This is a genomic window from Massilia solisilvae (assembly GCF_024753215.1).
In the GTDB taxonomy this organism is placed as follows: domain Bacteria; phylum Pseudomonadota; class Gammaproteobacteria; order Burkholderiales; family Burkholderiaceae_D; genus Telluria; species Telluria solisilvae.
The window spans coordinates 193924-215614 of sequence record NZ_JANUGV010000002.1; the positions used below are offsets into that span (position 1 = coordinate 193924).

The 21691-nt window shown below is 67.1% G+C and carries 18 protein-coding genes; 15 read left to right on the forward strand and 3 right to left on the reverse strand.

The features are described from left to right. The first annotated feature begins 148 nt into the window (after window positions 1–148). The 9 genes from NX773_RS08935 (at window position 149) to NX773_RS08975 (ending at window position 11917) form a co-directional block, all read left to right on the forward strand. On the forward strand, window positions 149–1168 hold the full coding sequence (locus tag NX773_RS08935) for a glucokinase (RefSeq protein WP_258856000.1): 1020 nt from the start codon (window positions 149–151) through the stop codon (window positions 1166–1168). A gap of 379 nt (window positions 1169–1547) precedes the next feature. Further along, window positions 1548–2273 (forward strand): SMC-Scp complex subunit ScpB, encoded by a 726-nt coding sequence (gene scpB, locus NX773_RS08940; protein ID WP_258856001.1) that lies wholly within the window; start codon window positions 1548–1550, stop codon window positions 2271–2273. Beyond that, window positions 2273–3958: a 23S rRNA pseudouridine(2605) synthase RluB gene (rluB, locus tag NX773_RS08945; protein WP_370662250.1), complete on the forward strand. Its 1686-nt coding sequence runs from the start codon at window positions 2273–2275 to the stop codon at window positions 3956–3958. The genes scpB and rluB overlap by 1 nt, the downstream gene beginning before the upstream one ends. A gap of 351 nt (window positions 3959–4309) precedes the next feature. Further along, complete coding sequence (gene rimP, locus NX773_RS08950) at window positions 4310–4795, forward strand: ribosome maturation factor RimP (RefSeq protein WP_258822692.1); 486 nt, start codon at window positions 4310–4312, stop codon at window positions 4793–4795. Then, complete coding sequence (gene nusA / locus NX773_RS08955) at window positions 4792–6360, forward strand: transcription termination factor NusA (RefSeq protein WP_258822691.1); 1569 nt, start codon at window positions 4792–4794, stop codon at window positions 6358–6360. The genes rimP and nusA overlap by 4 nt, the downstream gene beginning before the upstream one ends. A 47-nt stretch (window positions 6361–6407) precedes the next feature. Continuing rightward, window positions 6408–9221 (forward strand): translation initiation factor IF-2, encoded by a 2814-nt coding sequence (gene infB / locus NX773_RS08960; protein ID WP_258856003.1) that lies wholly within the window; start codon window positions 6408–6410, stop codon window positions 9219–9221. A 212-nt stretch (window positions 9222–9433) separates the two neighbouring features. Next, window positions 9434–9841, forward strand: coding sequence for a 30S ribosome-binding factor RbfA (rbfA, locus tag NX773_RS08965; protein WP_258856004.1), 408 nt, complete (start codon window positions 9434–9436; stop codon window positions 9839–9841). Window positions 9842–9870: 29 nt separating this feature from the next. Beyond that, entirely contained in the window at window positions 9871–10767 is an 897-nt protein-coding gene (gene truB, locus NX773_RS08970; protein WP_258856715.1) for a tRNA pseudouridine(55) synthase TruB, read from the forward strand. A gap of 133 nt (window positions 10768–10900) precedes the next feature. Beyond that, a complete protein-coding gene (locus NX773_RS08975; RefSeq protein WP_258856005.1) occupies window positions 10901–11917 on the forward strand; it encodes a S41 family peptidase in 1017 nt (338 codons plus the stop codon). 20 nt (window positions 11918–11937) lie between these two features. On the opposite strand, the gene NX773_RS08980 is transcribed toward NX773_RS08975, so the two are convergent. Continuing rightward, window positions 11938–13602: a vWA domain-containing protein gene (locus NX773_RS08980; RefSeq protein ID WP_258856006.1), complete on the reverse strand. Its 1665-nt coding sequence runs from the start codon at window positions 13600–13602 to the stop codon at window positions 11938–11940. 298 nt (window positions 13603–13900) lie between these two features. Between NX773_RS08980 and typA the strand changes: the two genes are divergently transcribed. From typA to NX773_RS09005, 5 genes are all read left to right on the forward strand, one after another. Beyond that, window positions 13901–15736, forward strand: a complete 1836-nt coding sequence (typA, locus tag NX773_RS08985) for a translational GTPase TypA (RefSeq protein WP_258856007.1) — start codon at window positions 13901–13903, stop codon at window positions 15734–15736. A gap of 294 nt (window positions 15737–16030) precedes the next feature. Continuing rightward, window positions 16031–16567 (forward strand): DUF6160 family protein, encoded by a 537-nt coding sequence (locus NX773_RS08990; RefSeq protein ID WP_258856008.1) that lies wholly within the window; start codon window positions 16031–16033, stop codon window positions 16565–16567. 64 nt (window positions 16568–16631) lie between these two features. Then, a complete protein-coding gene (locus NX773_RS08995) occupies window positions 16632–17432 on the forward strand; it encodes a hypothetical protein (protein ID WP_258856009.1) in 801 nt (266 codons plus the stop codon). Further along, complete coding sequence (locus NX773_RS09000; protein WP_258856010.1) at window positions 17429–18265, forward strand: hypothetical protein; 837 nt, start codon at window positions 17429–17431, stop codon at window positions 18263–18265. The genes NX773_RS08995 and NX773_RS09000 overlap by 4 nt, the downstream gene beginning before the upstream one ends. Then, window positions 18262–18723 carry a hypothetical protein gene (locus NX773_RS09005; RefSeq protein ID WP_258856011.1) on the forward strand — a complete coding sequence of 154 codons (462 nt, stop codon included), beginning with the start codon at window positions 18262–18264 and terminating at the stop codon, window positions 18721–18723. Before NX773_RS09000 ends, NX773_RS09005 begins: the two co-directional genes overlap by 4 nt. Here NX773_RS09005 and NX773_RS09010 read toward each other — a convergent pair. Continuing rightward, window positions 18668–19738, reverse strand: a complete 1071-nt coding sequence (locus NX773_RS09010) for an AraC family transcriptional regulator (protein WP_258856012.1) — start codon at window positions 19736–19738, stop codon at window positions 18668–18670. The genes NX773_RS09005 and NX773_RS09010 overlap by 56 nt on opposite strands. 174 nt (window positions 19739–19912) lie before the next feature. Beyond that, complete coding sequence (locus tag NX773_RS09015) at window positions 19913–20767, reverse strand: helix-turn-helix domain-containing protein (protein WP_258856013.1); 855 nt, start codon at window positions 20765–20767, stop codon at window positions 19913–19915. Window positions 20768–20924: 157 nt separating this feature from the next. Here NX773_RS09015 and NX773_RS09020 point away from each other — a divergent pair, with 157 nt between their 5' ends. After that, window positions 20925–21686 carry a C39 family peptidase gene (locus NX773_RS09020; RefSeq protein ID WP_258856014.1) on the forward strand — a complete coding sequence of 254 codons (762 nt, stop codon included), beginning with the start codon at window positions 20925–20927 and terminating at the stop codon, window positions 21684–21686. Window positions 21687–21691 lie beyond the last annotated feature (5 nt).

Below are 21691 nucleotides of genomic sequence, written 5' to 3' on the forward strand. Positions count from 1 at the left end.
CTCCAACGGTAACTTGACTACTTTTTGCAGTCCCTGCAGGGGTCATTACGTCTAAGAAGTCGTCCTTCTTCTGTACCTAAACTACAAATTACTTGCGTTCACGCCAATAAATCCTTAAAGTTGGGGCTTGTCCGTATGTAAGCTCCCCATGACCGTCCACCTCGATCCCGCGCCGTCCCGGCATACCGTTCCCGTTCACGCCGGCGGCCCACGCCTGCTGGCGGACATCGGCGGGACCAATGCGCGCTTCGCCCTCGAAACCGGGCCGGGCCGCATCGGGCTGATCGAGGTGCTCGCCTGCCGCGACTGGCCCACGCTGGCCGAGGCGGTGCGCGCCTACCTGGCGCTGCCTCGGGTGGCCGCGACCGGCCCGGTGCGCCACGCTGCGGTGGCCATCGCCAACCCGGTGGACGGCGACCTGGTGCGCATGACCAACCACCACTGGGAATTTTCGATCGAGGCGCTGCGCCAGGCCTGCGGCTTCGACACGCTGGTGGTGGTGAACGATTTTTCGGCGCTGGCGCGCGCCTTGCCGCACCTGGACCAGGATCAGAAGCGCCAGGTCGGCGGCGGGACCGTGCGCGCACGCAGCCCGCTTGGCCTGCTCGGCGCGGGCACGGGCCTGGGCGTGTCGGGCCTGATTCCCGCGGACGCGGGCTACACCGCGCTCCAGAGCGAAGGCGGCCACGTCACGTTTTCGCCGGCAAACGAGGCAGAGGTCGCGATCCTGCAATATGCGTGGCGCGAATTCGGCCATGTGTCGGCCGAGCGTTTGCTGTCGGGCGCCGGGGTCGAGCTGATTTACCGGGCGCTGGCGCACATCGCCGGCGGGCAGGCCGAGCCGCTGGATGCGCCGGAGATTTCGCGCCGCGCGCTGGCCGGCGAATGCGCCCTGTGCGACCGCGCGCTGGAAGCGTTTTGCGGCATGCTCGGCACGGTGGCGGGCAACCTGGCCGTCACCCTGGGCGCGCGGGGCGGCATCTACATCGGCGGCGGCATCGTGCCGCGGCTGGGGGCGCGCTTTGACAGCTCGTGCTTCCGCCAGCGCTTCGAGGCCAAGGGGCGCTTTGCCGACTACCTGGCCCAGGTGCCGACCTTCGTGATCACCGCGCCGTACCCGGCCTTCGTCGGCGTGTCGGCGATCCTCGCGGAAGCACTCGGCGCTTGACATTTGCCGGGTTGTCGCAAGAGGCTTGTCCGTTTGCGTGTTTTATCGGGTACAATGGCCGCCAGTTGGAAGAAACGGTGTCGTTCGCCCGCACCGTGCGCTGTCGGAGCCTGGCCTCCCAGCCGCATCCGGGCTCCGCGTTTCGCTTGAAAATCAACGGCGTGCAGCCCGCCTGGCGGTGCTGCCATGTGGCCGGGCCCAGGTCCCGGCGCCAGTAACGTTCTGTCCGGCATTCACACCGGGCCACGGAAATCCAGTTTCAACGGGCAGTATCCATGGCGCGCCTCCCTGCGAGCAGCGGCGTCTGGCTTTCGTTAATCTGGGTTTTGTTTGATATTTTCTTCGCACCCGATTTGGATTGATCCGCTGACGACACCGTATGAATATTGATGAGGCCAAACAGGTCCTCGAGACCGCCTTGCTGTGCGCGCGCGAGCCGCTGTCGATCCATTCGATGAAAAAGCTGTTCGGGGACGACGACGCCGAGGGCGGGCAGGACAGGATCGGCTCCGACAAGATCAAGATCCTGCTGGAAGAATTGCGCCAGGAATGGCAAGGACGCGGGGTCGAACTGGTGGCGCTGGCGACCGGCTGGCGCTTTCAGAGCCGGCCGGAGATGAAACCATACCTCGACCGGCTGTCGAACGAAAAGCCGCCGAAGTATTCGCGCGCCACGCTCGAGACGCTGGCGATCATCGCCTACCGCCAGCCGGTCACGCGCGGCGACATCGAGGAAATCCGCGGCGTGGCGGTGAACTCGCAGACGATCAAGATGCTCGAAGATCGCGGCTGGATCGACGTGGTCGGCCACCGCGAAGTGGTGGGACGCCCGGCCTTGCTTGGCACCACCAGGCAGTTCCTGGACGACCTCGGCCTGTCCTCGCTGTCCGGCCTGCCGCCGCTGCAGCCGCTGGCCGAACTGCCCGACGCGCGCAGCATCGAAGCGCTGGAAGCGGCGCTGCAGGAAAACTTCGAGCAACCCGGCGATGCCTCGCCGGACCAGGCGGCAAACGATACTTCACCCGTTGAAGTCCCGATTCCCGACAGTGCGCCCGAGCCCGAGATGGCGGTGGCGTCCAGTCAGCAAAACCAAGAAATCGAATGATGAATCAAGTTGACACCACCGAGACCATCGCCGCGGAGACTGGCGCGCCAGAGCAGGCCAAGCCGAAACGGCGCACGCGCGCCAAGCCCGAGGCCGACCAGCCGCAAGCGGACAAGCCCCGGCGCGCCGCCAAAAAGCCGGTAGCGCAGGAGGCGGCGGCGCCGCAGCCGGCGCCCGAGGCGGCCCCGGCGCCGGAAGCCGGCAAGAAGGGCCGCGGCCCGCGCCAGATGCGCGAGCAGCGCAGTGCCCGCGCCAAGGAAGCGCAGCGCGTTCAGGGCGCCGAAGCGCCGGCGGCCGAGGAGCGCCAGGAGCGCGCCGACCAGGCCCCGCAGCCGCAGCAGGCAGGCGCCAAGGCCAAGCCGGGCAAGCACAAGCAAGGCAAGCAAAAGCAGGGCAGGAACAAGCAGGCCAAGGGCGGCGCCCAGCAGGGCAAGGGCAATCAGGCCGACGCCGTGTTCTCGTTTGTGACCTCCGATGAGTTCGACGCCAGCGAAGGCGGCCGCGGCGCGCAGCCGAAGGCCAAGGTGCGCCGCGACCTGACCGCCGAGGACGACGCGCCCAAGCTGCACAAGGTGCTGGCCGAAGCGGGCCTGGGCTCGCGCCGCGACATGGAAGAGCTGATCATCGCCGGCCGCGTGTCGGTGAACGGCGAGCCGGCCCACATCGGCCAGCGCATCCTGCCGACCGATGCGGTGCGCATCAACGGCAAGCTGGTCCAGCGCAAGGTCTCGACCAAGCCGCCGCGCGTGCTGGTGTATCACAAGCCGGCCGGCGAAATCGTCAGCCACGACGATCCGGAAGGCCGCCCGTCGGTGTTCGACCGCCTGCCCACGATGAAGACCGGCAAATGGCTCGCCGTCGGGCGCCTGGACTTCAATACCGAGGGCCTGCTGCTGTTCACCACCTCCGGCGACCTGGCCAACCGTCTGATGCACCCGCGCTACAACATCGAGCGTGAATACGCGGTGCGCACGCTGGGCGAGCTGGAAGAGGGCATGCGCCAGAAGTTGCTGGCCGGGGTGCCGCTGGACGACGGCACGGCCGCATTTTCCAAGGTACAAGATGGCGGTGGCGAGGGCGTCAACAAGTGGTACCGCGTGGTGATCGGCGAAGGCCGCAACCGCGAGGTGCGCCGCATGTTCGAGCAAGTCGGGCTGACCGTCTCGCGCCTGATCCGTACCCGCTACGGCATGATGACCCTGCCGAGCGGCCTGAAGCGCGGCCGCTGGGAAGAGCTGGACGAGCACGAGGTGCGCGCCCTGATGAGCGCGGTCGGGATCGAGAAGAAGGGTGGCGCCGGCGACAAGGGCAGGAACGGCGCCAAGGGCGCCAGGCCGGACCCGCGCCGCGCCGACGGCAACCGCATCGACCGGGCCGACGCCAACCGCAACGTGGACCCGTTCGGGCCGCCGGTGGTGCGCGTCGGCACCGCGCCGGGGGCGGGCCTGCCGGGTGTGCGTCCGGCAGGCAAGGGCAACCGTGGCGCCAACCCGTTCGCCGGGCAAGGCGGCGCGCGCCAGGGCCAGGGCCAGGGGCGCTCTGGCGGTGGTGGCGGTGGCCGTCCGCGCCAGCCGGACCCGCTGCAGACCACGTTCGGCTTTGCCGGCACCGGCGGCGGCCGCCGCGGCGGGCAGGGGCCGCGCGGCTCCGAGCACGGCCTGCCGCGCCGCGGCCGCCGCGGTTGATCTGGCTGTCCTGCGTCACGGACACTGAACGGTCCGGCTGACCTGGCCTGTCGATACGGCCAAACAACGTCATCCCGGCGCAGGCCGGGACGACGGGCAGGAGGCGGCGCGGCAGGCAGCCGTGGCGATTGCGTCATCTTGCGTGATAAAAACAACAATCGCGCCGCATCTATTCATTTGGGACGCCCCAGATTGCGGCTGGTGCGGTTTTTGGTTATAATTCGCAGCCTAATCAAAGTTCTTCCCAGCGTTTTCTTGGTGCAAGTGCTTTCATCTGGTTGGGAATACAAAAAGATGGGCAGATGCCCATTTTTTTTTTGTTGAATTGGTTTTTCGCCCTGGAGAAGTGCGGTGCAGCAGTTTGAATTGATCGCCAAGACAGTAAGCGGCCTGGGCTACGAGCTGGTCGATGTGGAACGGGGCGAGCGCGGTATTTTGCGCGTGTACATTGATTTCCCGGCCGCCGTGGCCGAGGAAAAAGGCCCGATCACGGTCGAGGATTGCGCGACCGTCAGTTACCAGCTGTCGCACGTGCTGACCGTGGAAAACGTGGATTACGAACGGCTCGAGGTGTCCTCGCCAGGGCTCGACCGGCCGGTGCGCACGCTGTCCGACTTCGCCCGCTTTGCCGGGCACGAGGCGACGGTCAAGCTGCGCGTGGCGATGCCGGGCACGAACCGCAAGACTTATACCGGGATCTTGCACGCGCCCGAAGGCGACAAGATCGGTTTGGAATTTGAAGGCAAGGATGGGCCGGCGTTGTTGGAATTTACGCTCGCCGAATTGGACAAGGCACGCTTGGTGCCGCAGGTGGATTTTAGGAGTCGCAAAGCATGAGTCGCGAAGTTTTGTTATTGGTTGATGCGCTCGCGCGCGAAAAAAACGTCGATAAGGAAGTCGTCTTCGGGGCGCTCGAGTTCGCCCTGGCGCAGGCGACCAAAAAACGCTATGAAGGCGAAGTCGACATCCGCGTGTCCATCGACCGCGAAACCGGCGAGTTCGAGACTTTCCGCCGCTGGCACGTCGTCCCCGACGAGGCCGGCCTGCAGCTGCCCGACCAGGAAATCCTGCACTTCGAAGCCAAGGAGCAGATCCCCGACATCGAAGTGGACGAGTACATCGAAGAGCCGATCGAGTCGGTCGAGTTCGGCCGCCGCTTCGCCCAGGACACCAAGCAGGTCGTGCTGCAGCGCGTGCGCGACGCCGAGCGCGAGCAGATCCTGCAAGACTTCCTCGAGCGCGGCGACGCGCTGGTGACCGGCACCATCAAGCGCATGGAACGCGGCGATGCGATCGTCGAGTCGGGCAAGATCGAGGCGCGCCTGCCGCGCGACCAGATGATCCCGAAGGAAAACCTGCGCATCGGCGACCGCGTGCGCGCGTTCATCCTGCGCGTGGACCGCAACATGCGCGGCCCGCAGGTGATCCTGTCGCGCACCGCGCCGGAATTCATCATGAAGCTGTTCGAGCTGGAAGTGCCCGAGATCGAGCAGGGCCTGCTGCAGATCAAGTCGGCCGCGCGCGACCCGGGCGTGCGCGCCAAGATCGCCGTGTACACCGCCGACAAGCGCATCGACCCGATCGGCACCTGCGTGGGCATGCGCGGTTCGCGCGTGCAGGCCGTCACCGGCGAGCTGGGCGGCGAACGCGTGGACATCGTGCTGTGGTCGGAAGACCCGGCCCAGTTCGTGATCGGCGCGCTGGCCCCGGCCAACGTCTCGTCGATCATGGTGGACGAAGAGAAGCACGCGATGGACGTGGTGGTGGACGAAGAGAACCTGGCCATCGCGATCGGCCGTTCGGGCCAGAACGTGCGCCTGGCCTCGGAGCTGACCGGCTGGAAGATCAACATCATGACCGCCGAAGAGTCGGCCAACAAGGTCGCGCAAGAGACCGCCGCGATCCGCGCGCTGTTCATGGAAAAGCTGGATGTGGACCAGGAAGTGGCCGACATCCTGGTGGAAGAGGGCTTTGCCAGCCTTGAAGAAATCGCCTACGTCCCCATTTCCGAGATGCTCGATATCGAGTCGTTCGACGAAGACACCGTCAACGAACTGCGCACTCGCGCCCGCGACGCGCTGGTGACCGAAGCGATCGCCTCCGAGGAAGGCCTGGAGGGCATGGACGACGATCTGGTCAACCTGGAAGGCATGGACCGCACCACCGCCGGCAAGCTTGGCCTGGCAGGCATCAAGACGCTCGAACAATTCGCAGGCCTGGCCTACGACGAATTCGGCGCCATCCTGGCGCTGCCGATCGAACGCGCCCGCGAACTGATCAAGAACGAGTTTAATGATGTGACCGACGACGAGATGAAGCTGGTCGACGCGAAGTACGACGACCGTGCCAAGGGGCTGCAGGCGAAAGCCTGGAGCCAGGTGGAAGCCACCGCCAAGGCGTAAGCAACAAATCTTTATCATCTGTCGCGACACATAGAAAAGAGGACTGAATGGCGAGTAACAACGTAGCCCAATTTGCCACCGAACTGAAGATGCCTGCAGACCTGCTGCTGACTCAGCTGCGTTCTGCTGGCGTCGAGAAAAGTTCGACGTCAGATCCCTTGTCGAAAGATGATAAGGACAAGCTGCTGAACCACCTGCGCCGTACCCACGGCGCCGGCGCGCAAACCGAGAAGAAGAAGATCACGATCACGCGCAAGGAAACCACCGAGATCAAGCAGGCCGACGCCACCGGCAAGAGCCGCACGATCCAGGTCGAAGTACGCAAGAAGCGCACCTTCGTGCAGCGTGACGACCAGCTGACCACGGCCGCTGCCAAGCCGGCCGAGCCGGTCGCCGCACCCGTCGCCGACGCCGCCGAGCAGGCGCGCCGCGAGGAAGAGGCGCGCCGCCAGAGCGAGCTGATCGCACGCCAGGAAGCCGAGCTGCGCGAGAAGCAGGAGCGCCTGGCCAAGCTGGAAGCCGAGAAGGCCGCCCAGGCCAAGGCTGCCGAAGAACAAGCCAGGCGCGACGCCGAAGCCGCCGCCAAGCGCGAAGCCGAGCGCCGCGCGGCCGAGGCCGCCGGCGCTGCCGCCGCCAAGAGCGAGACGGCGCGCAAGGCCGAGGACGAGGAAGCCAAGCGCGTGGCTGCCGCCGCCGCCAAGGAAGCTGCCGAGCGCGCCGCCGAAACCGAGCGCGCACGCAAGGCCGTGGCCGACGAGGTGGCGCAGATCCGCGCCATGATGTCGCAGCCGCGCCGCGTCATCAAGGCGCCCGAGCCGACCCCGGCCCCGGTGGCCGCCAAGCCGAAGGCCGCCGAAGGCACGCTGCACAAGCCGGCCGAGAAGAAAGCCGCCGAGGCAGCGCCCAAGAAAGGCGCCGACAAGAAGTCGATCAAGTCGGCCAACGTGGCGTCGACCTGGTCGGACGACAAGAAACGCGGCGCCGGCATCAAGACCCGCGGCGCGGCAGTGCCGGCCGGCCGCGATGGCTGGCGCGGTGGCGCCAAGGGCCGCCGTGGCCATGGCGAGGACCGCGAGTCGAACTTCCAGGCCCCGCTCGAGGCGATCGTGCACGACGTGTACGTGCCCGAGACCATCACCGTGGCCGAACTGGCGCACAAGATGGCGGTCAAGGCCTCCGAGGTCATCAAGCAGCTGATGAAGCTGGGCCAGATGTGCACCATCAACCAGGTGCTGGACCAGGAAACCGCCATGATCGTGGTCGAGGAAATGGGCCACAAGGCGCACGCCGCCGCGGTGGACGATCCGGAAGCGATCCTGGCCGAGCAGGGCGAACAGACCCAGTACGAAGCCAAGCCGCGCGCTCCGGTGGTCACCGTCATGGGCCACGTTGACCACGGCAAGACCTCGCTGCTGGACTACATTCGCCGCGCCAAGGTGGCGGCGGGCGAAGCCGGTGGCATTACCCAGCACATCGGTGCGTACCACGTGGACACCCCGCGCGGCATGATCACCTTCCTGGACACCCCGGGCCACGAGGCGTTCACCGCCATGCGTGCCCGCGGTGCCAAGGCGACCGACATCGTCATCCTGGTGGTGGCGGCGGACGACGGCGTGATGCCGCAGACCAAGGAAGCGATTGCCCACGCCAAGGCGGCCGGCGTGCCGCTGGTGGTGGCGATCAACAAGATCGACAAACAAGGCGCCAACACCGACCGCGTGACCCAGGAGCTGGTGGCCGAAGGCGTGGTGCCGGAAGAATACGGTGGCGATTCGCCGTTCGTGCCGGTGTCGGCCAAGACCGGCCAGGGCATCGACGACCTGCTGGAAAACGTGCTGCTGCAGGCCGAAGTGCTGGAACTGAAGGCGCCGACCGACGCGCCGGCCAAGGGCCTGGTGGTCGAGGCCCGTCTGGACAAGGGCCGCGGCCCGGTCGCCACCATCCTGGTGCAGTCGGGTACCCTCAAGCGCGGTGACATCGTGCTTGCCGGTTCCTCGTACGGCCGGGTGCGTGCGATGCTGGACGAGAACGGCAAGTCGGTGGCCGAAGCCGGTCCGTCGATCCCGGTCGAGATCCAGGGCCTGACCGAAGTGCCGCAGGCTGGCGAAGAGACGATGGTGATGGCCGACGAGCGCAAGGCGCGCGAAATCGCCCTGTTCCGTCAAGGTAAGTTCCGCGACGTCAAGCTGGCCAAGCAGCAAGCAGCCAAGCTGGAGAGCATGTTCGACCAGATGGCCGAAGGCGAAGTCAAGAACGTGCCGCTCATCATCAAGGCCGACGTGCAAGGTTCGCAGGAAGCGCTGGTGGGCTCGCTGCAGAAGCTGTCGACCTCGGAAGTGCGGGTGCAGATCGTGCACGCAGCCGTGGGCGGCATCTCCGAGTCGGACGTCAACCTGGCGGTTGCGTCGAAGGCGGTCATCATCGGCTTTAACGCCCGTGCCGACGCGTCGGCGCGCAAGCTGGCCGAGGCCAACGGCGTCGATATCCGCTACTACAACATCATTTACGATGCGATCGACGAGATCAAGGCGGCGATGTCGGGCATGCTGGCGCCGGAGAAGCGCGAGCACGTCACCGGCCAGGTCGAGATTCGCCAGGTCATCCTGGTGTCGAAGGTCGGCGCGGTGGCAGGCTGCCTGGTCACCGACGGCGTGGTCAAGCGTACCTCGTCGGTGCGTCTGCTGCGCAACAACCTGGTGGTGTGGACCGGCGAGATCGATTCGCTCAAGCGCTTCAAGGACGACGTCAAGGAAGTGCGCGCCGGCCTCGAGTGCGGCCTTTCGCTGAAGAACTACAACGACATCCAGGTGGGCGACCAGCTGGAAGTGTTCGAGATCCAGGAAGTGGCCCGTACGCTCTAAGCACGGTCTTAGGAGTACCATCTGGGGTCAGGGAGCTTGGTGGCTTCCTGGCCCCAAGTTTTATTCATCAGCAGATGATACGTCGTCCCCGCGAAGGCGGGGACCCATGCTGAGTTCGCAGATCAGCAACGTTTGCCGTTGCCGCAAGCTCAGCATGGGTTCCCGCCTGCGCGGGAACGACGGCGCGAGAGATAACAATAAGTAGTCACAACATGGCAAAACACAGCAAAAGCATCCCCCAGCGCGGCCAGCGCGTGGCGGACCAGATCCAGCGCGACCTGTCCGAGATCATCAGCTTCGAGCTGAAGGACCCGCGCGTGGGCATGGTCACGCTCACCGAAGTGCAGGTCACGCCCGACTACGCGCACGCGAAGGTCTACTTCACGCTGCTCAAGGACAGCCCGGAAGCGGTGCGCGCCACGCTGGACGGCCTGACCAAGGCGGCCGGCTTCCTGCGCAACCAGCTCGGCAAGCGTCTGCACATCCATACGCTGCCGCAGCTGCACTTCATCCACGACACCTCGACCATGCGCGGCATGGCCATGTCGGCCCTGATCGACCAGGCGATGGCCACCACGCGGCCGCAGGAAGACGCCGACAACGACGCGGATACCGAGTGAGCGAGCGCCCGTTCAAAAAAGCACGCGAGATGGTGGACGGCGTGCTCCTGCTGGACAAGCCGGTCGGCCTGTCGTCCAACGACGCGCTGATCAAGGCCAAGCGCGTGCTCAACGCCAAAAAGGCCGGCCACACCGGCACGCTCGACCCGTTCGCAACGGGCCTGTTGCCGCTGTGCTTTGGCGAAGCGACCAAGTTCTCGCAGGACCTGCTGGAAGCGGACAAGACCTACGAGGCGACCGTGCACCTGGGCGTGATGACCACCACCGGCGATACCGAAGGGACCGTGGTCGAAGGCCGCGAGGTGGACGTGACGATCGAGCAAATCGAAGCGGCGCTGGCGCGCTTTCGCGGCCCGATCATGCAGGTGCCGCCGATGTACTCGGCCTTGAAGCGCGACGGCAAGGCGCTGTACGAATACGCGCGCGAAGGCGTCACGCTCGAGCGCGAGGCGCGGCCAGTCACCATCCACGGGCTCGATTTCATCGGCTACGAGGCGCCGTTCCTGAAGATCCGCGTCACCTGCAGCAAGGGCACCTATGTGCGCGTGCTGGGCGAGGACATCGGCGCGGCGCTGGGCTGCGGCGCACACCTGACGGCGCTGCGCCGCATTGGCGTGGGCGCTCTCAAGGCCGAACACATGATCACGCTCGATCACTTGCAGTCCCATCCCGACCCGCGCTCGCTGCTCGCGCCGGTCGACGCGCTGCTGTCCTCGTTCCCGCGCGTGGACCTGACCGACGAACTGGCGAGGCGCTTCCTGCACGGCCAGCGGCTTGCGCTGGGCAAGGAGCCGGCGGTGGTGGTGCCGGCAGAACTGGGCCGCGTGCGCATCTACCATCAGGGCCGGCTGCTTGGCACCGGCCTCCTTGCCGAGTATGCGATCCTCGCGCCCGAGCGCCTGGTCGCGGCGGCGCCTTCGGCATAGCTTTGTCCGCGCTGTCCGGCGGACGCGATATGCATGCGTCCGCGGACGGCGGCACGCGCGGCTTTTCCCTGTAAGGACAGGCTGGCATGGCTCTTGCAAAAAGTGGAACACCCACATTTTCTGGAGACTGCCCATGCAACTGCGTTCCCTGGCCCTCGCGGCCGCCATCGTGGCACTTGCCCCGACCCTTCACGCCGCGCCTGTTTCGCGCGATGCGGTTATCGACGAGACGCTTGCGCGCATCAAGGCCGACTACGTCTTCCCCGACCGCTTTGACGCGATCGAGCAGAACGTGCGCCGCCACCAGAATGCGGGAGACTACGCCGGCGCCGCCGACGAGCAGGCGTTCGCCACGCTGCTGACCAGACACCTGCAGGAAGTCACTCACGACAAGCACATGTCGCTGCAGCACCAGGCCAACGCCCAGGCGATGCGCCCGGCAGCCTTTGTCAGCACGCCGGCGCAGCGCGACAAGGAGCGGCGCGAGAATTACGGACTGCGCAAGGTCGAGGTCCTGCCGGGGAACGTGGGCTACCTGGACGTCATCGAATTTCACGACAACGGCCAGCTCTGCGGCGAGACGATCGCGGCGGCGATGGGCTTCCTGGCCAACACCGACGCCCTCATCATCGACCTGCGCAACAACCGCGGCGGCGGCGAAGCGATGCAGCTGCTGGCCAGCTACCTGCTCGACGGATCGATGGACCTGATGGAGCTGCGCATGCGCGGCCGCGGCACGGAGCACATGTTCACGCAGGCCTATGTGCCCGGCAGGCGCTACCTGGACAAGCCGGTGTACGTGCTCACGTCCAACCGGACCTTCTCGGCAGGCGAGGCGTTCGCCTACGCCCTGCAAAGCCTGAAGCGCGCCACGCTGGTGGGCGCCACCACGCGTGGCGGCGGCAACCCCAACGAGCTGGTAGCCGTCGCCAACGACTACCTGCTGTCGGTGCCGATCGGCGAGTCGGTCAGCCCGGTCACCGGCAAGAGCTGGGACGGCGTTGGCGTGCCGCCGGACGTTGCGGCTGACGAGAAGCAGGCGCTGGCCGTGGCGCATCGCCAGGCGCTGCAGGCGCTGCGCGAAGCGAGCAAGGACGAGGCGCAGCGCGCCAGCATCGGCAAGGCGCTGGCCGCGCTCGACAAGGCGTAAGCACGGCCGGCGGCCCGGGCTTAGCGCTGGCTGAGCGAACCGGCCGTGCTGAGCGCATCGGCCATGCGGACCAGCCTGACGAACTCGGCGCGGTAGCCGTCGGGGTCCGTGCCGCGCGCCGAGTTGGCCAGCGTGGCGATGTCGGCGTAGCTGTAGTCGGCCAGCTGGGGTTCGCCGCGCAGGCGCTGGCCGAATGCGGCAACGGCGACCGCGAAGCGCTGCTCGTCCGGCACCGCGTCCAGGCCCTTGCGCGCCGCTGCCGCGCGCACCGCATGTTCGACCAGCCGGCTGGACGCTTCGCCCGGCAGCTTGTAGCGCAGCTTGACGTAGCAAAGCTCGTCGCCCTTTGCACCCGCCGCCGGCGTGGCGCGCGCGCCGCCGTAGCGCAGCGGATCGACGCTGCCCGTGCTTGCGCCAACCGGCGTGATCTCGTAGATCGCGGTGACCGTGTGGCCGGCCGCCATGTCGCCGGCGTCGACCTTGTCGTTGTTGAAGTCCTGGCGATCGAGCATGCGGGTTTCGTAACCGATCAGGCGATAGGCCTGCACCTGCCCGGGATTGAATTCGACCTGCAGCTTGACGTCGTTCGCGATCGGGAACATGGTCGAACCGAGCGCATCGCCCATGGCCTTGCGCGCTTCGAGCAGGGAATCGATGTAGGCTGCCTGGCCGTTGCCCGACTGGGCCAGGCGCTGCATCAGCGCGTCGTTCAGGTTGCCCTCGCCAACGCCGAACACGGACAGGTAGACCCCGGCCTTGCGCCTGGACGCGATGAATTGTTCCAGCTGGCGCGGATCGGTGATGCCGACGTTGAAGTCGCCGTCGGTGGCAAGGATCACGCGGTTCACGGCCTTCGCGTCGAAGTTGCTCTCGGCGAGCGCATAGGCGCGCTGCAGCCCCTCGCCACCGGACGTGCTGCCGCCGGCCCGCAGCGCCTCGATCGCGGCGAGTATCTTCTGCTTGTCCTTGCCCGGCGTCGGCTCGAGCGCCACGCGGGTGTCGCTGGCGTAGGTGACGATGGCCACCTGGTCGTCGTCGCGCAGCTGGCTGGCGAACAGGTGAAAGCCCTGCTTGAGCAGCGGCAGCCGGTCGCCCGACTGCATCGAGCCCGACACGTCCACCAGCAGCACGACGTTGGCGCGCGGCCGTTCGGCTGCATGCAGGTCGAACCCGCGCACGCCGATATGCACCAGCTGGTTCCCCGGGTTCCATGGGCTCGGCATGACCTCGGTGGTGACCGCGAACGGCTCGCCGCGGCCGCGCGGCGCGCTGTACTGGTAGGGGAAGTAGTTGACCATCTCCTCGACGCGCACGGCGTCGGGCGACGGGACCCGGCCCTCGGTCAGCACGCGGCGCAGATAGGCGTACGAGGCGGTGTCGACGTCGGCGCTGAAGGTGGAGACCGGGTGCTCGGCCACCAGCAGCGGCTTGTTCGGCGCGCTGGTCGCGAACCGGTTGCCCGGCACGAGAAACGGCGCCGGGCTGTACCGGGCGCCAGTGACCGCAATGCGCTCGGTCCGGGTCAGGGCCAGGGCGCGCATCTCGCGGGCGCGCGCAAACTGCCCATCGCTGCCGGCCGCAGGCGGCGCCGGCGCCGGGCTGGGCGCGGGGGGACTGGTGCTGCAGGCTGCAAGCAGGACAAATACGAACGCCAGCGCAGGGGTGGTGCCGATCGAGCGTCTCATGACAGGGCCTTTCGCAGGTTGTTGTCGCGATAACTTGCGATATGGACGAGCCCGCTGCAACGGCATTTACATCCTGTAATCCTTTGGTGAAATTGTCACGCGCCGGCGCGAAACTGGACGCGGCTGCCGTGCGATTGGCCCCCTGCTGTGGCGGCGCATCCGCAAGCCGTTGAAAATCCACGGCTTTTTCTGTGCTGCGATGCAGTGATGGCCGTATCCGTGCTATACTAGCCGGTTTCCGAAATTGGCAGCACGTACGGCCCTTCGTACACCCGCAACAATCTCACCTGGATAGACAATGTCAGAGACCAAACGCGCGATTCGTAATATCGCAATCATCGCCCACGTTGACCACGGCAAGACGACCCTGGTCGACCAGCTGCTGCGCCAGTCGGGCACCTTCCGCGAAAACCAGCAGGTCGATACCCGCGTCATGGACTCGAACGACCTCGAGAAGGAACGCGGCATTACCATCCTGTCGAAGAACTGCGCGGTCGAGTACGAAGGCACCCACATCAACATCGTCGACACCCCGGGCCACGCCGACTTCGGCGGCGAGGTCGAGCGCGTGCTGTCGATGGTGGACTCGGTGCTGCTGCTGGTCGATGCCCAGGAAGGCCCGATGCCGCAGACCCGCTTCGTGACCCGCAAGGCGCTGGCGCTGGGCCTGAAGCCCATCGTCGTGCTCAACAAGATCGACCGTCCGGGCGCGCGCGCCGAGTGGGCGATCAACCAGACCTTCGAACTGTTCGACAAGCTCGGCGCCACCGATGAGCAGCTCGACTTCCCGGTCATCTACGCCTCGGGCCTGAACGGCTACGCCGGCCTGACCGAAGACGTGCGCGACGGCGACATGAAGCCGCTGTTCGAAGCGATCCTGAAATACGTGCCGGTGCGCGACGACAACCCGGACGGCCCGCTGCAGATGCAGATCACCTCGCTCGACTACTCGTCGTACGTGGGCAAGATCGGCATCGGCCGCATCAGCCGCGGCCGCATCAAGGCCGGCCAGGACGTGGTCATCATGAACGGCCCTGACGCGACCCCGATCAAGGGCCGCATCAACCAGGTGCTCAACTTCAAGGGCCTGGAGCGCGTGCTGGTCGATGAAGCCGTCGCCGGCGACATCGTGCTGATCAACGGTATCGAAGAAATCGGCATCGGTTCGACCGTGTGCGCGCCGGACACCCCGGAAGCGCTGCCGATGCTGACGGTGGACGAACCGACCCTGACCATGAACTTCATGGTCAACACCTCGCCGCTGGCCGGCCGCGAAGGCAAGTTCGTGACCAGCCGCCAGCTGCGCGACCGCCTCGACCGCGAACTGAAATCGAACGTGGCGCTGCGCGTGCTGCCGACCGACGACGACACCATTTTCGAAGTGTCGGGCCGCGGCGAGCTGCACCTGACGATCCTGCTGGAGAACATGCGCCGCGAAGGCTTCGAGCTGGCCGTGTCGCGCCCGCGCGTGGTGTTCAAGGACATCGACGGCGTCAAGTGCGAGCCGTACGAGCTGCTCACCGTGGACGTGGAAGAAGTGAACCAGGGCGGCGTGATGGAAGAGCTGGGCCGCCGCCGTGGCGACCTGCAGAACATGGAACCGGACGGCAAGGGCCGCGTGCGCCTCGAGTACCGCATTCCGGCGCGTGGCCTGATCGGCTTCCAGGGCGACTTCATGACCCTGACCCGCGGCACCGGCCTGATGAGCCACGTGTTCGATGCCTACGCCCCGGTCGATAACGGCAAGGGCGAGCTGGCCGGCCGTCGCAACGGCGTCTTGATCTCGCAGGAAGACGGCGCCGCCGTCGCCTACGCGCTGTGGAAGCTGCAGGATCGCGGCCGCATGTTCGTCGAGCACAACACCCCGGTGTACGAGGGCATGATCATCGGTATCCACTCGCGCGACAACGACCTGGTGGTCAACCCGGTCAAGGGCAAGCAGCTGACCAACGTGCGCGCCTCGGGCACCGACGAAGCCGTGCGCCTGGTGCCGCCGATCCAGCTGTCGCTGGAGTACGCGGTCGAGTTCATCGAGGACGACGAGCTGGTCGAGATCACGCCGAAGAGCATCCGCCTGCGCAAGCGCCACCTGAAAGAGCACGAGCGCAAGAAGGCCAGCCGCGAAGCCGCGTAAGCTGCCGCACTGCACAAAAAACCCGCTGTTTCGCGACAGCGGGTTTTTTTTCGCGCCTGCCGCGCGCGTGGCTCGGCAAGCCATCCATTTGGCTTCTGCCGCCAGCGTGTGCCGATGCATTTTTCAACACGGCAGTTATAACATGGTCATTCTTAATTGGCTTTTGATTAAGAGCAACTCGCTCCCACCGGACCGCCTCGGAGAAGGCCACAAGCCGGGATCGGACACGCGCGGATCGTGCCGGGAGCCGGGCACAGTCCCATCGTAGCAATTACAACAACCATGGAGATAACAATGAAACTGCTGAACAAACTGGCTCTCGCCGCCGTCGTGTCCTCGTTCACCGCCTACGCCTCGGCCATGACGCCGATCGCGGACAAGGAGCTGTCCAAGGTCTCGGGCCAGGACGGCGTCTCGATCGCTGCCGACCTGCATATGAACATCGGCGAGTTCAAGTACACCAACACCACCGAAAACGCCTCGGTCAGCTTCAAGAACATCGGCATCAACGGCACGTTCGCGATGACCCTGGACGTGATCAACGGCACCTCCTTCATGGCCGACGCCTACGGCAGCACGCTGGGCGTGATCGACCCGACCACCATGGGCCAAACCCCGGCCGCTGCCGCCCAGGGCGCCGCGCTGCAGGCCTTCTACGGCGGTGGCGACGTGGTCAAGATCGCGATCCCGAAAATCGCGGTGGCAGCTGCCAACGGCCTGAACGTGTCGGTGGGCGGCATCTCGATGGGTGGCTCGAACGCCTCGTTCGGCGCCATGGCCATGAACGACATCAAGCTGCAAGGCAGCAGCGTCTACATCTGGGCGCACTAAGCAGCGCGACGGCCCGTGGCACAACCGCGGGCCGTTGTTCCTACCTCGTCAACCACCACTGCCGATGCGTGTTCCGACACTTCGCACCCGTGCGATGCGGCTTGCCGCGTCCCTGCTCGCCTGCGTGACGCTGGCCGCGCCGCCGGCTGCCCGGGCCCAGCTGCGGCCGCTGTCCGACGCCGAACTGGGCGCGGTGCACGGGCAGGGCTTGTTCACGGTGTCCAACAGCAGCCTGAACGGCTTCGATTTCACCCGCATCGGCCTGGACGCCGACGTGACGCTGAGCGCCAACCTGTACCAGATGCGCATGGGCGAGTACACCTGGGCCGCGCGCAACGGCGGCGGCGCCGACCTGGACATCGGCGCGCTGCAGTTCGGGCGCAGCGACGCGGGCGATGCGCGGCGGCTGGTCCACATCACCAACCCGTACTTTGAATTCGTCTATCGCGACACGGCCACGGCGGGCGTGCGCGAAGTGATCGGCATGCGCCTGGGCTTCGACGGCATCGCGGGCGACATCGGCATGCGCATCGCGACCCTGTCCGGGGCGCTGCGCATCGACGGCGGCGCGGCCGGCGTGGTCGATACACTCAACGATCCCGGCGGCGGCAAGCGCTGGGATGGCAATTGCGCCACCTGCACGCTGTCGCTGTCGCAGGTGGGCGCGGTGACCGCGGGCGACGCCAACGGGCCAAGCCGCGACTTCTGGATCGCGGTGCTCAAGGCGCCGGTGCAGTTCCCGTCCGCGCCCGGCATGCCGGCGCTGACGACGGCGCAGGCCGGGGTCTGGCTCAACTGGCGCGACAAGCTCACCGCGCTGACCGTGAACGGCGCGCTGCCGCCCAACCTGCCGCCGGGACGATGAAGCGCCTGCTGCTCCTGTTGCTATCGGTCCCGGCCGCCGCGTGCGCGCTCGAGCGCCTGCCCGACAGCGCGCTGGCCAAGGTGTCCGGGCGCGACGGCATGAGCTTCAACCTGTCCGGGTTTGCGATCGGCGGCAATGCCGAGCTGCGTTACACCACCGGCGACAACAGCAGCGGCTTTGCCATCTCCAGCTTCAGCGCCTCGCGCTCGGACAATACCGGCGCGCCGTTCGCCGACCCGTACCGCCTGGACGTGCTCAAGGGCGCGCCCGGCATGGCCGACATCATCACGCTGGCGCGGCCGGCCAATGCGGCCGGGCTGGAGGTGTGGCAGGCCGCGTTCGACTTCAGCGTGCGCGCCGGCGGACGCGACGCCTACGGCGGCTGCGTGATGCTCAAGGACCTGACCCTGTTCGGCGGCGCGCTGCAGTGGTCCACCCCGCAGGCGGACGAGGGGCTGGCGTTCGGCTACTCGCTGCGCGCGACGCTGGGTAGCCTGACCCTGCAGCCGAACGGGCGCGACGCGCCAGGTGAGACGATGGTGCTGTCGGGCCTGCGCATTGGCGCCGCCAACGACGGCGCCGACCCGGTGGCGCCGTGGAAGGTCGCCGACATCACCAGCCAGCCGGGCATCTTCAACGCGCGCACCGACGCGGCGGGCAATCCAAGCCTGCATATCGGGATCGGCTGGCCCGACGCGCAAGGCGCGCCGTCCGGCACGCTGCAGATCTCGAACATCGGCTTTCGCAGCGATGTGGGCGGCGCGGTGGACCTGGGGTCGTCGCGCATCGGCGCGATCCAGCTGCAGTACCTGGACATCAAGTTCCGCCAATGAAGCGCTACGCTTGCACGGTGCTGTTGTGCGCGGCCGCGGCAGGCGCGCTGGCCGGCCCCAGGCCGCTCGACGAGGGCGAACTGGCGCAGGTGGCAGGGCGCGACGGCGTGAGCTTTGCGGTGCGGCTCGAGCTGAATACGCCCGGGGCCGACGGCGGCAGCGGCGACAGCCGTTTGTGGCTCGGCCAGCAGGTGGACGGCAGGACTACCTACACCGTGGTCAGGAACCTGTCGGGCGTGGTGCAGATGGTGGGCCTGAACATCTCGGCGCACACGGCGCCGGACGGCAGCGCCTACGTGGCCATTGGCCTGCCCGGTTCGACCCGGTTCACCGACGCCGGCTTCGAGTCGCTCAGCGTGCAGGCCGACCCGCGTGCGCCCGTCACCAGCAGCCTTGGCCGCTTCATCCTGAACGGCGAGATGACGATGCAGGGACAGTTGCGGCTGTGGGGGCATTAGCGCGGCTGGCCAGCTGCAGTTCCTTGGGCGCCTTGCCGAACCAGCGCAGGCAGGCCCGGTGGAAGGCGCTGGGGTCGGCAAAGCCGAGCTTGTAGCTCAGGTGCTTCAGGCTGGTCTTGTCGCTGCCCAGCTGCTGCTGCGCGATCGCGCGTCGCACCTCGTCCAGCAGCGTCGAAAAATCGGTGCCTTCGTCGGCCAGCCGGCGCTGCAGCGTGCGCTCGCTGATCGCCAGGCGCCGCGCCACCGTCTCGCGCACCAGCGCGGCGCCCTCGTCGATCATGGCCGGCAGCAGTGCGCGCACCCGCGCCGCCACGCTGCTGCGCTCGGCCACGGCCAGCTTCTCGTCCAGCAGCCGGGTCAGCCCGGCGGCGGCCAGCGGACTGGCGGTGGGGATCGGCGCCAGCAGGTCGGCGTTGGCGAACTGGAGCGCGTTGCCGGGCGCGCCGAAGCGTACCGGACAGCCGAAGCGCTGCTCGTACTGGCTGCTCGCGGCCGGCGCCGGATAGGCGTATTCGACCAGGGCCGGGCGCAGCGCCGGGCGCCCCGCGACAAAGCGCAGCGTGGACAGCAGCAGGTTCCAGGTGAAGTCGTAGCGCTGCTGCGGCACCGGGCGCGCGCTGCCGATCAGGTGCAGGCCGACGCGGGTGTGCTCGCCGGTCGGCTCGATGGTGGCGCGCACGATCGGCGAGAACAGCGGCAGGTAGCGCATCAGGCTGTCGGCCGCGTTCTTGAGCGTGGGCGCGGCCAGCATCAGGTGGCCGAGCGCGCCGAGCCAGCTGAGCGGGTCGGGTGGGAAGATGCGAAAGCCCAGCAGCGGGTCGCCGGCCGCCGCGGCCAGCGCCTCCCACAGCAGGCTGAACTGGTCCGAGAGCGCCAGCAGGTCGGGGGCCTGCGCGGCGCTCTCCTCGAAATCGGCCAGCCCGGCGCGGGCGAACAGCGCACCCGCGTCTTCGCCGCCAGCCTCCAGGCAGGAGCGGATGCACTGTACGACGTCGTGGGCGGAAAGGTAGTTCACGCCGACACGCGCACCAAACGGCGCGCAGAGTTCGCGGTGCTCATCGATTGTCTCCGTCAAGGCGGCCCTGGCCAGAAGGGCGGGCTGTCGTGTTTTTGTTAATTATGTAACTTGCGGAAACAATGGCGCGTCGGAAAACGATCCCGTCTTTATCAAAAAACGCTCAAGCGGCCTTCACGGGCGGGCTTGCTGGCGCGCGCGCGCCGGGGTGATGCCGTAGGCCGCCGCAAAGCAGGCCGTCATGTGGCTCTGGCTGTTGAAACCGCATTGGGCGGCCACGCGCGCGATCGAAAAGCTGGTGCGGGTGAGCAGCTGGTACACGCGCTCCAGGCGCTGGCGCAGCACGTAGCGGTGCGGTGGCATGCCCATCGCCTCTTCGAAGATGCGGCGAAAGTGCGATTCCGAGACCCCGGCGCGGGCGGCCAGCGCGGCGTTGGACAGGTCTTCCGACAGGTTCTGGCCGATCCATTCGAGCACCCCCTGCAGGCGCCCCAGGTGCAGCGGGTCGGGCGGGGCGCGGCGCGCGCTGTGGCCTTCGATCACGCGGCAGGTCTGTTCGAGCATCAGTTCGGACAGGCGCGCCAGGAATCCCGGGTTGGGGGCGGCCGGCCCGCCGATCTCGGCCAGCAGCTGCTGCGCGCTGGCGCCCACCAGCGGGTCCGACAGCGGGGCCGATTTGCCGCGCCGCGCCAGCAGGCTGGCCAGGTGGGTGACCTTTTCGTGGCTGGCATCGAGGAAGTGGAACATCGCGAAGTCGATCGCGCCGCCGAACATCCAGCGGCTGGCAAAACCGGGCTGGAACACCGCCGAGGAACTGGGGATGAAGTCGAGCGGGCGCCCCGATGGCCGGCGGATGGTGGCGCGCGCGCCGCCCAGGTGGCAGGCCATCACCATGGCGTCGAGCGCGGGCACGTCGCAGGCGTTGAGCTGGAAGATGTAGCGCTCCGCGCGCAGCGGCAGCCCGGCAATCTCGGCGCTGGCGACCGGCTTGACGCCCAGCGCCTGGCTGATCCTTTCCCACGTCCTCATCCTGCCCCTTCCATGAGCGGTTTTTAACAAAAACGTCAGCGTTTTATAACACTTGCTTTGCTTGCATGCATCCAAAATATGAACAAAGTGCAATAAACGTAGCCAAAGAGCCACGTTAAGACAAAAACAGCCGGCGCTGCTGCGCCAGGGAGATGCAATGATCACTGTGTTGCTGGGAGTCCTGGCCATGGTGCTGGGAGGCTCGGGCATCTGGTCGCGGCACGCGCCGCAAGACCGGCCGGAGGGGCAGTTCGCGATGCCCGCGGCGCTGTCGGTCGCCTCCAGCGCGCCGCAGGCGGTGACGCTGGAGCCGTTCTCCGAACTGAAGTACAAGCACATCGTGCGGCAGGCCTACGACTACAGCTGCGGCTCGGCCGCGCTGGTCACGATCCTCAACTACCACCTGGGCATCGCCGTCACCGAGCAGCAGTCGATGGAAGGCATGATGGCCTTCGGCGAGAAGGACAAGATCATCGAGCGGCGCGGCTTTTCGCTGCTGGACATGAAGCGCTACCTGGCCTCGCTCGGGGTGGACAGCGCCGGCTTCAAGGCCGAGCTGCCGGACCTGCTCACGCTGGCCGAGCCGGCGATCGTCCCGATCGACTACGCCGGCTTCAAACACTTCGTCGTGCTGCGCGGCGTGCGCGACGGCCTGGTATTCCTGGCCGATCCGTCGGCCGGCAACATCACTTTCGCGCTGTCCGAATTTGCCACGCTGTGGGACCGCAACACGCTGTTCATCGCCTATCCCCCCAAGGGCCATGCGCCGGCCGCGCTGCTGGCGCTGTCGGACCAGGAACTGGGCGTGGTCGACATGGACCGCGTGCGCGACCGCGGCCTGCTGCGCGCGCCCGATATCCAGCCGCAGATGGAACGCCTGCTCAACGGCATGGGCGGCACCTGGATCCACAAACAATAGCCAAC

Coding starts and splice junctions, on each gene's coding strand:
- NX773_RS08935 (WP_258856000.1), top strand. CDS start 149: ATGACCGTCCACCTCGATCCCGCGCCGTCCCGGCATACCGTTCCCGTT.
- scpB (WP_258856001.1), top strand. CDS start 1,548: ATGAATATTGATGAGGCCAAACAGGTCCTCGAGACCGCCTTGCTGTGC.
- rluB (WP_370662250.1), top strand. CDS start 2,273: ATGAATCAAGTTGACACCACCGAGACCATCGCCGCGGAGACTGGCGCG.
- nusA (WP_258822691.1), top strand. CDS start 4,792: ATGAGTCGCGAAGTTTTGTTATTGGTTGATGCGCTCGCGCGCGAAAAA.
- infB (WP_258856003.1), top strand. CDS start 6,408: ATGGCGAGTAACAACGTAGCCCAATTTGCCACCGAACTGAAGATGCCT.
- rbfA (WP_258856004.1), top strand. CDS start 9,434: ATGGCAAAACACAGCAAAAGCATCCCCCAGCGCGGCCAGCGCGTGGCG.
- truB (WP_258856715.1), top strand. CDS start 9,871: ATGGTGGACGGCGTGCTCCTGCTGGACAAGCCGGTCGGCCTGTCGTCC.
- NX773_RS08975 (WP_258856005.1), top strand. CDS start 10,901: ATGCAACTGCGTTCCCTGGCCCTCGCGGCCGCCATCGTGGCACTTGCC.
- NX773_RS08980 (WP_258856006.1), bottom strand. CDS start 13,602: ATGAGACGCTCGATCGGCACCACCCCTGCGCTGGCGTTCGTATTTGTC.
- typA (WP_258856007.1), top strand. CDS start 13,901: ATGTCAGAGACCAAACGCGCGATTCGTAATATCGCAATCATCGCCCAC.
- NX773_RS08990 (WP_258856008.1), top strand. CDS start 16,031: ATGAAACTGCTGAACAAACTGGCTCTCGCCGCCGTCGTGTCCTCGTTC.
- NX773_RS08995 (WP_258856009.1), top strand. CDS start 16,632: ATGCGTGTTCCGACACTTCGCACCCGTGCGATGCGGCTTGCCGCGTCC.
- NX773_RS09000 (WP_258856010.1), top strand. CDS start 17,429: ATGAAGCGCCTGCTGCTCCTGTTGCTATCGGTCCCGGCCGCCGCGTGC.
- NX773_RS09005 (WP_258856011.1), top strand. CDS start 18,262: ATGAAGCGCTACGCTTGCACGGTGCTGTTGTGCGCGGCCGCGGCAGGC.
- NX773_RS09015 (WP_258856013.1), bottom strand. CDS start 20,767: ATGAGGACGTGGGAAAGGATCAGCCAGGCGCTGGGCGTCAAGCCGGTC.
- NX773_RS09020 (WP_258856014.1), top strand. CDS start 20,925: ATGATCACTGTGTTGCTGGGAGTCCTGGCCATGGTGCTGGGAGGCTCG.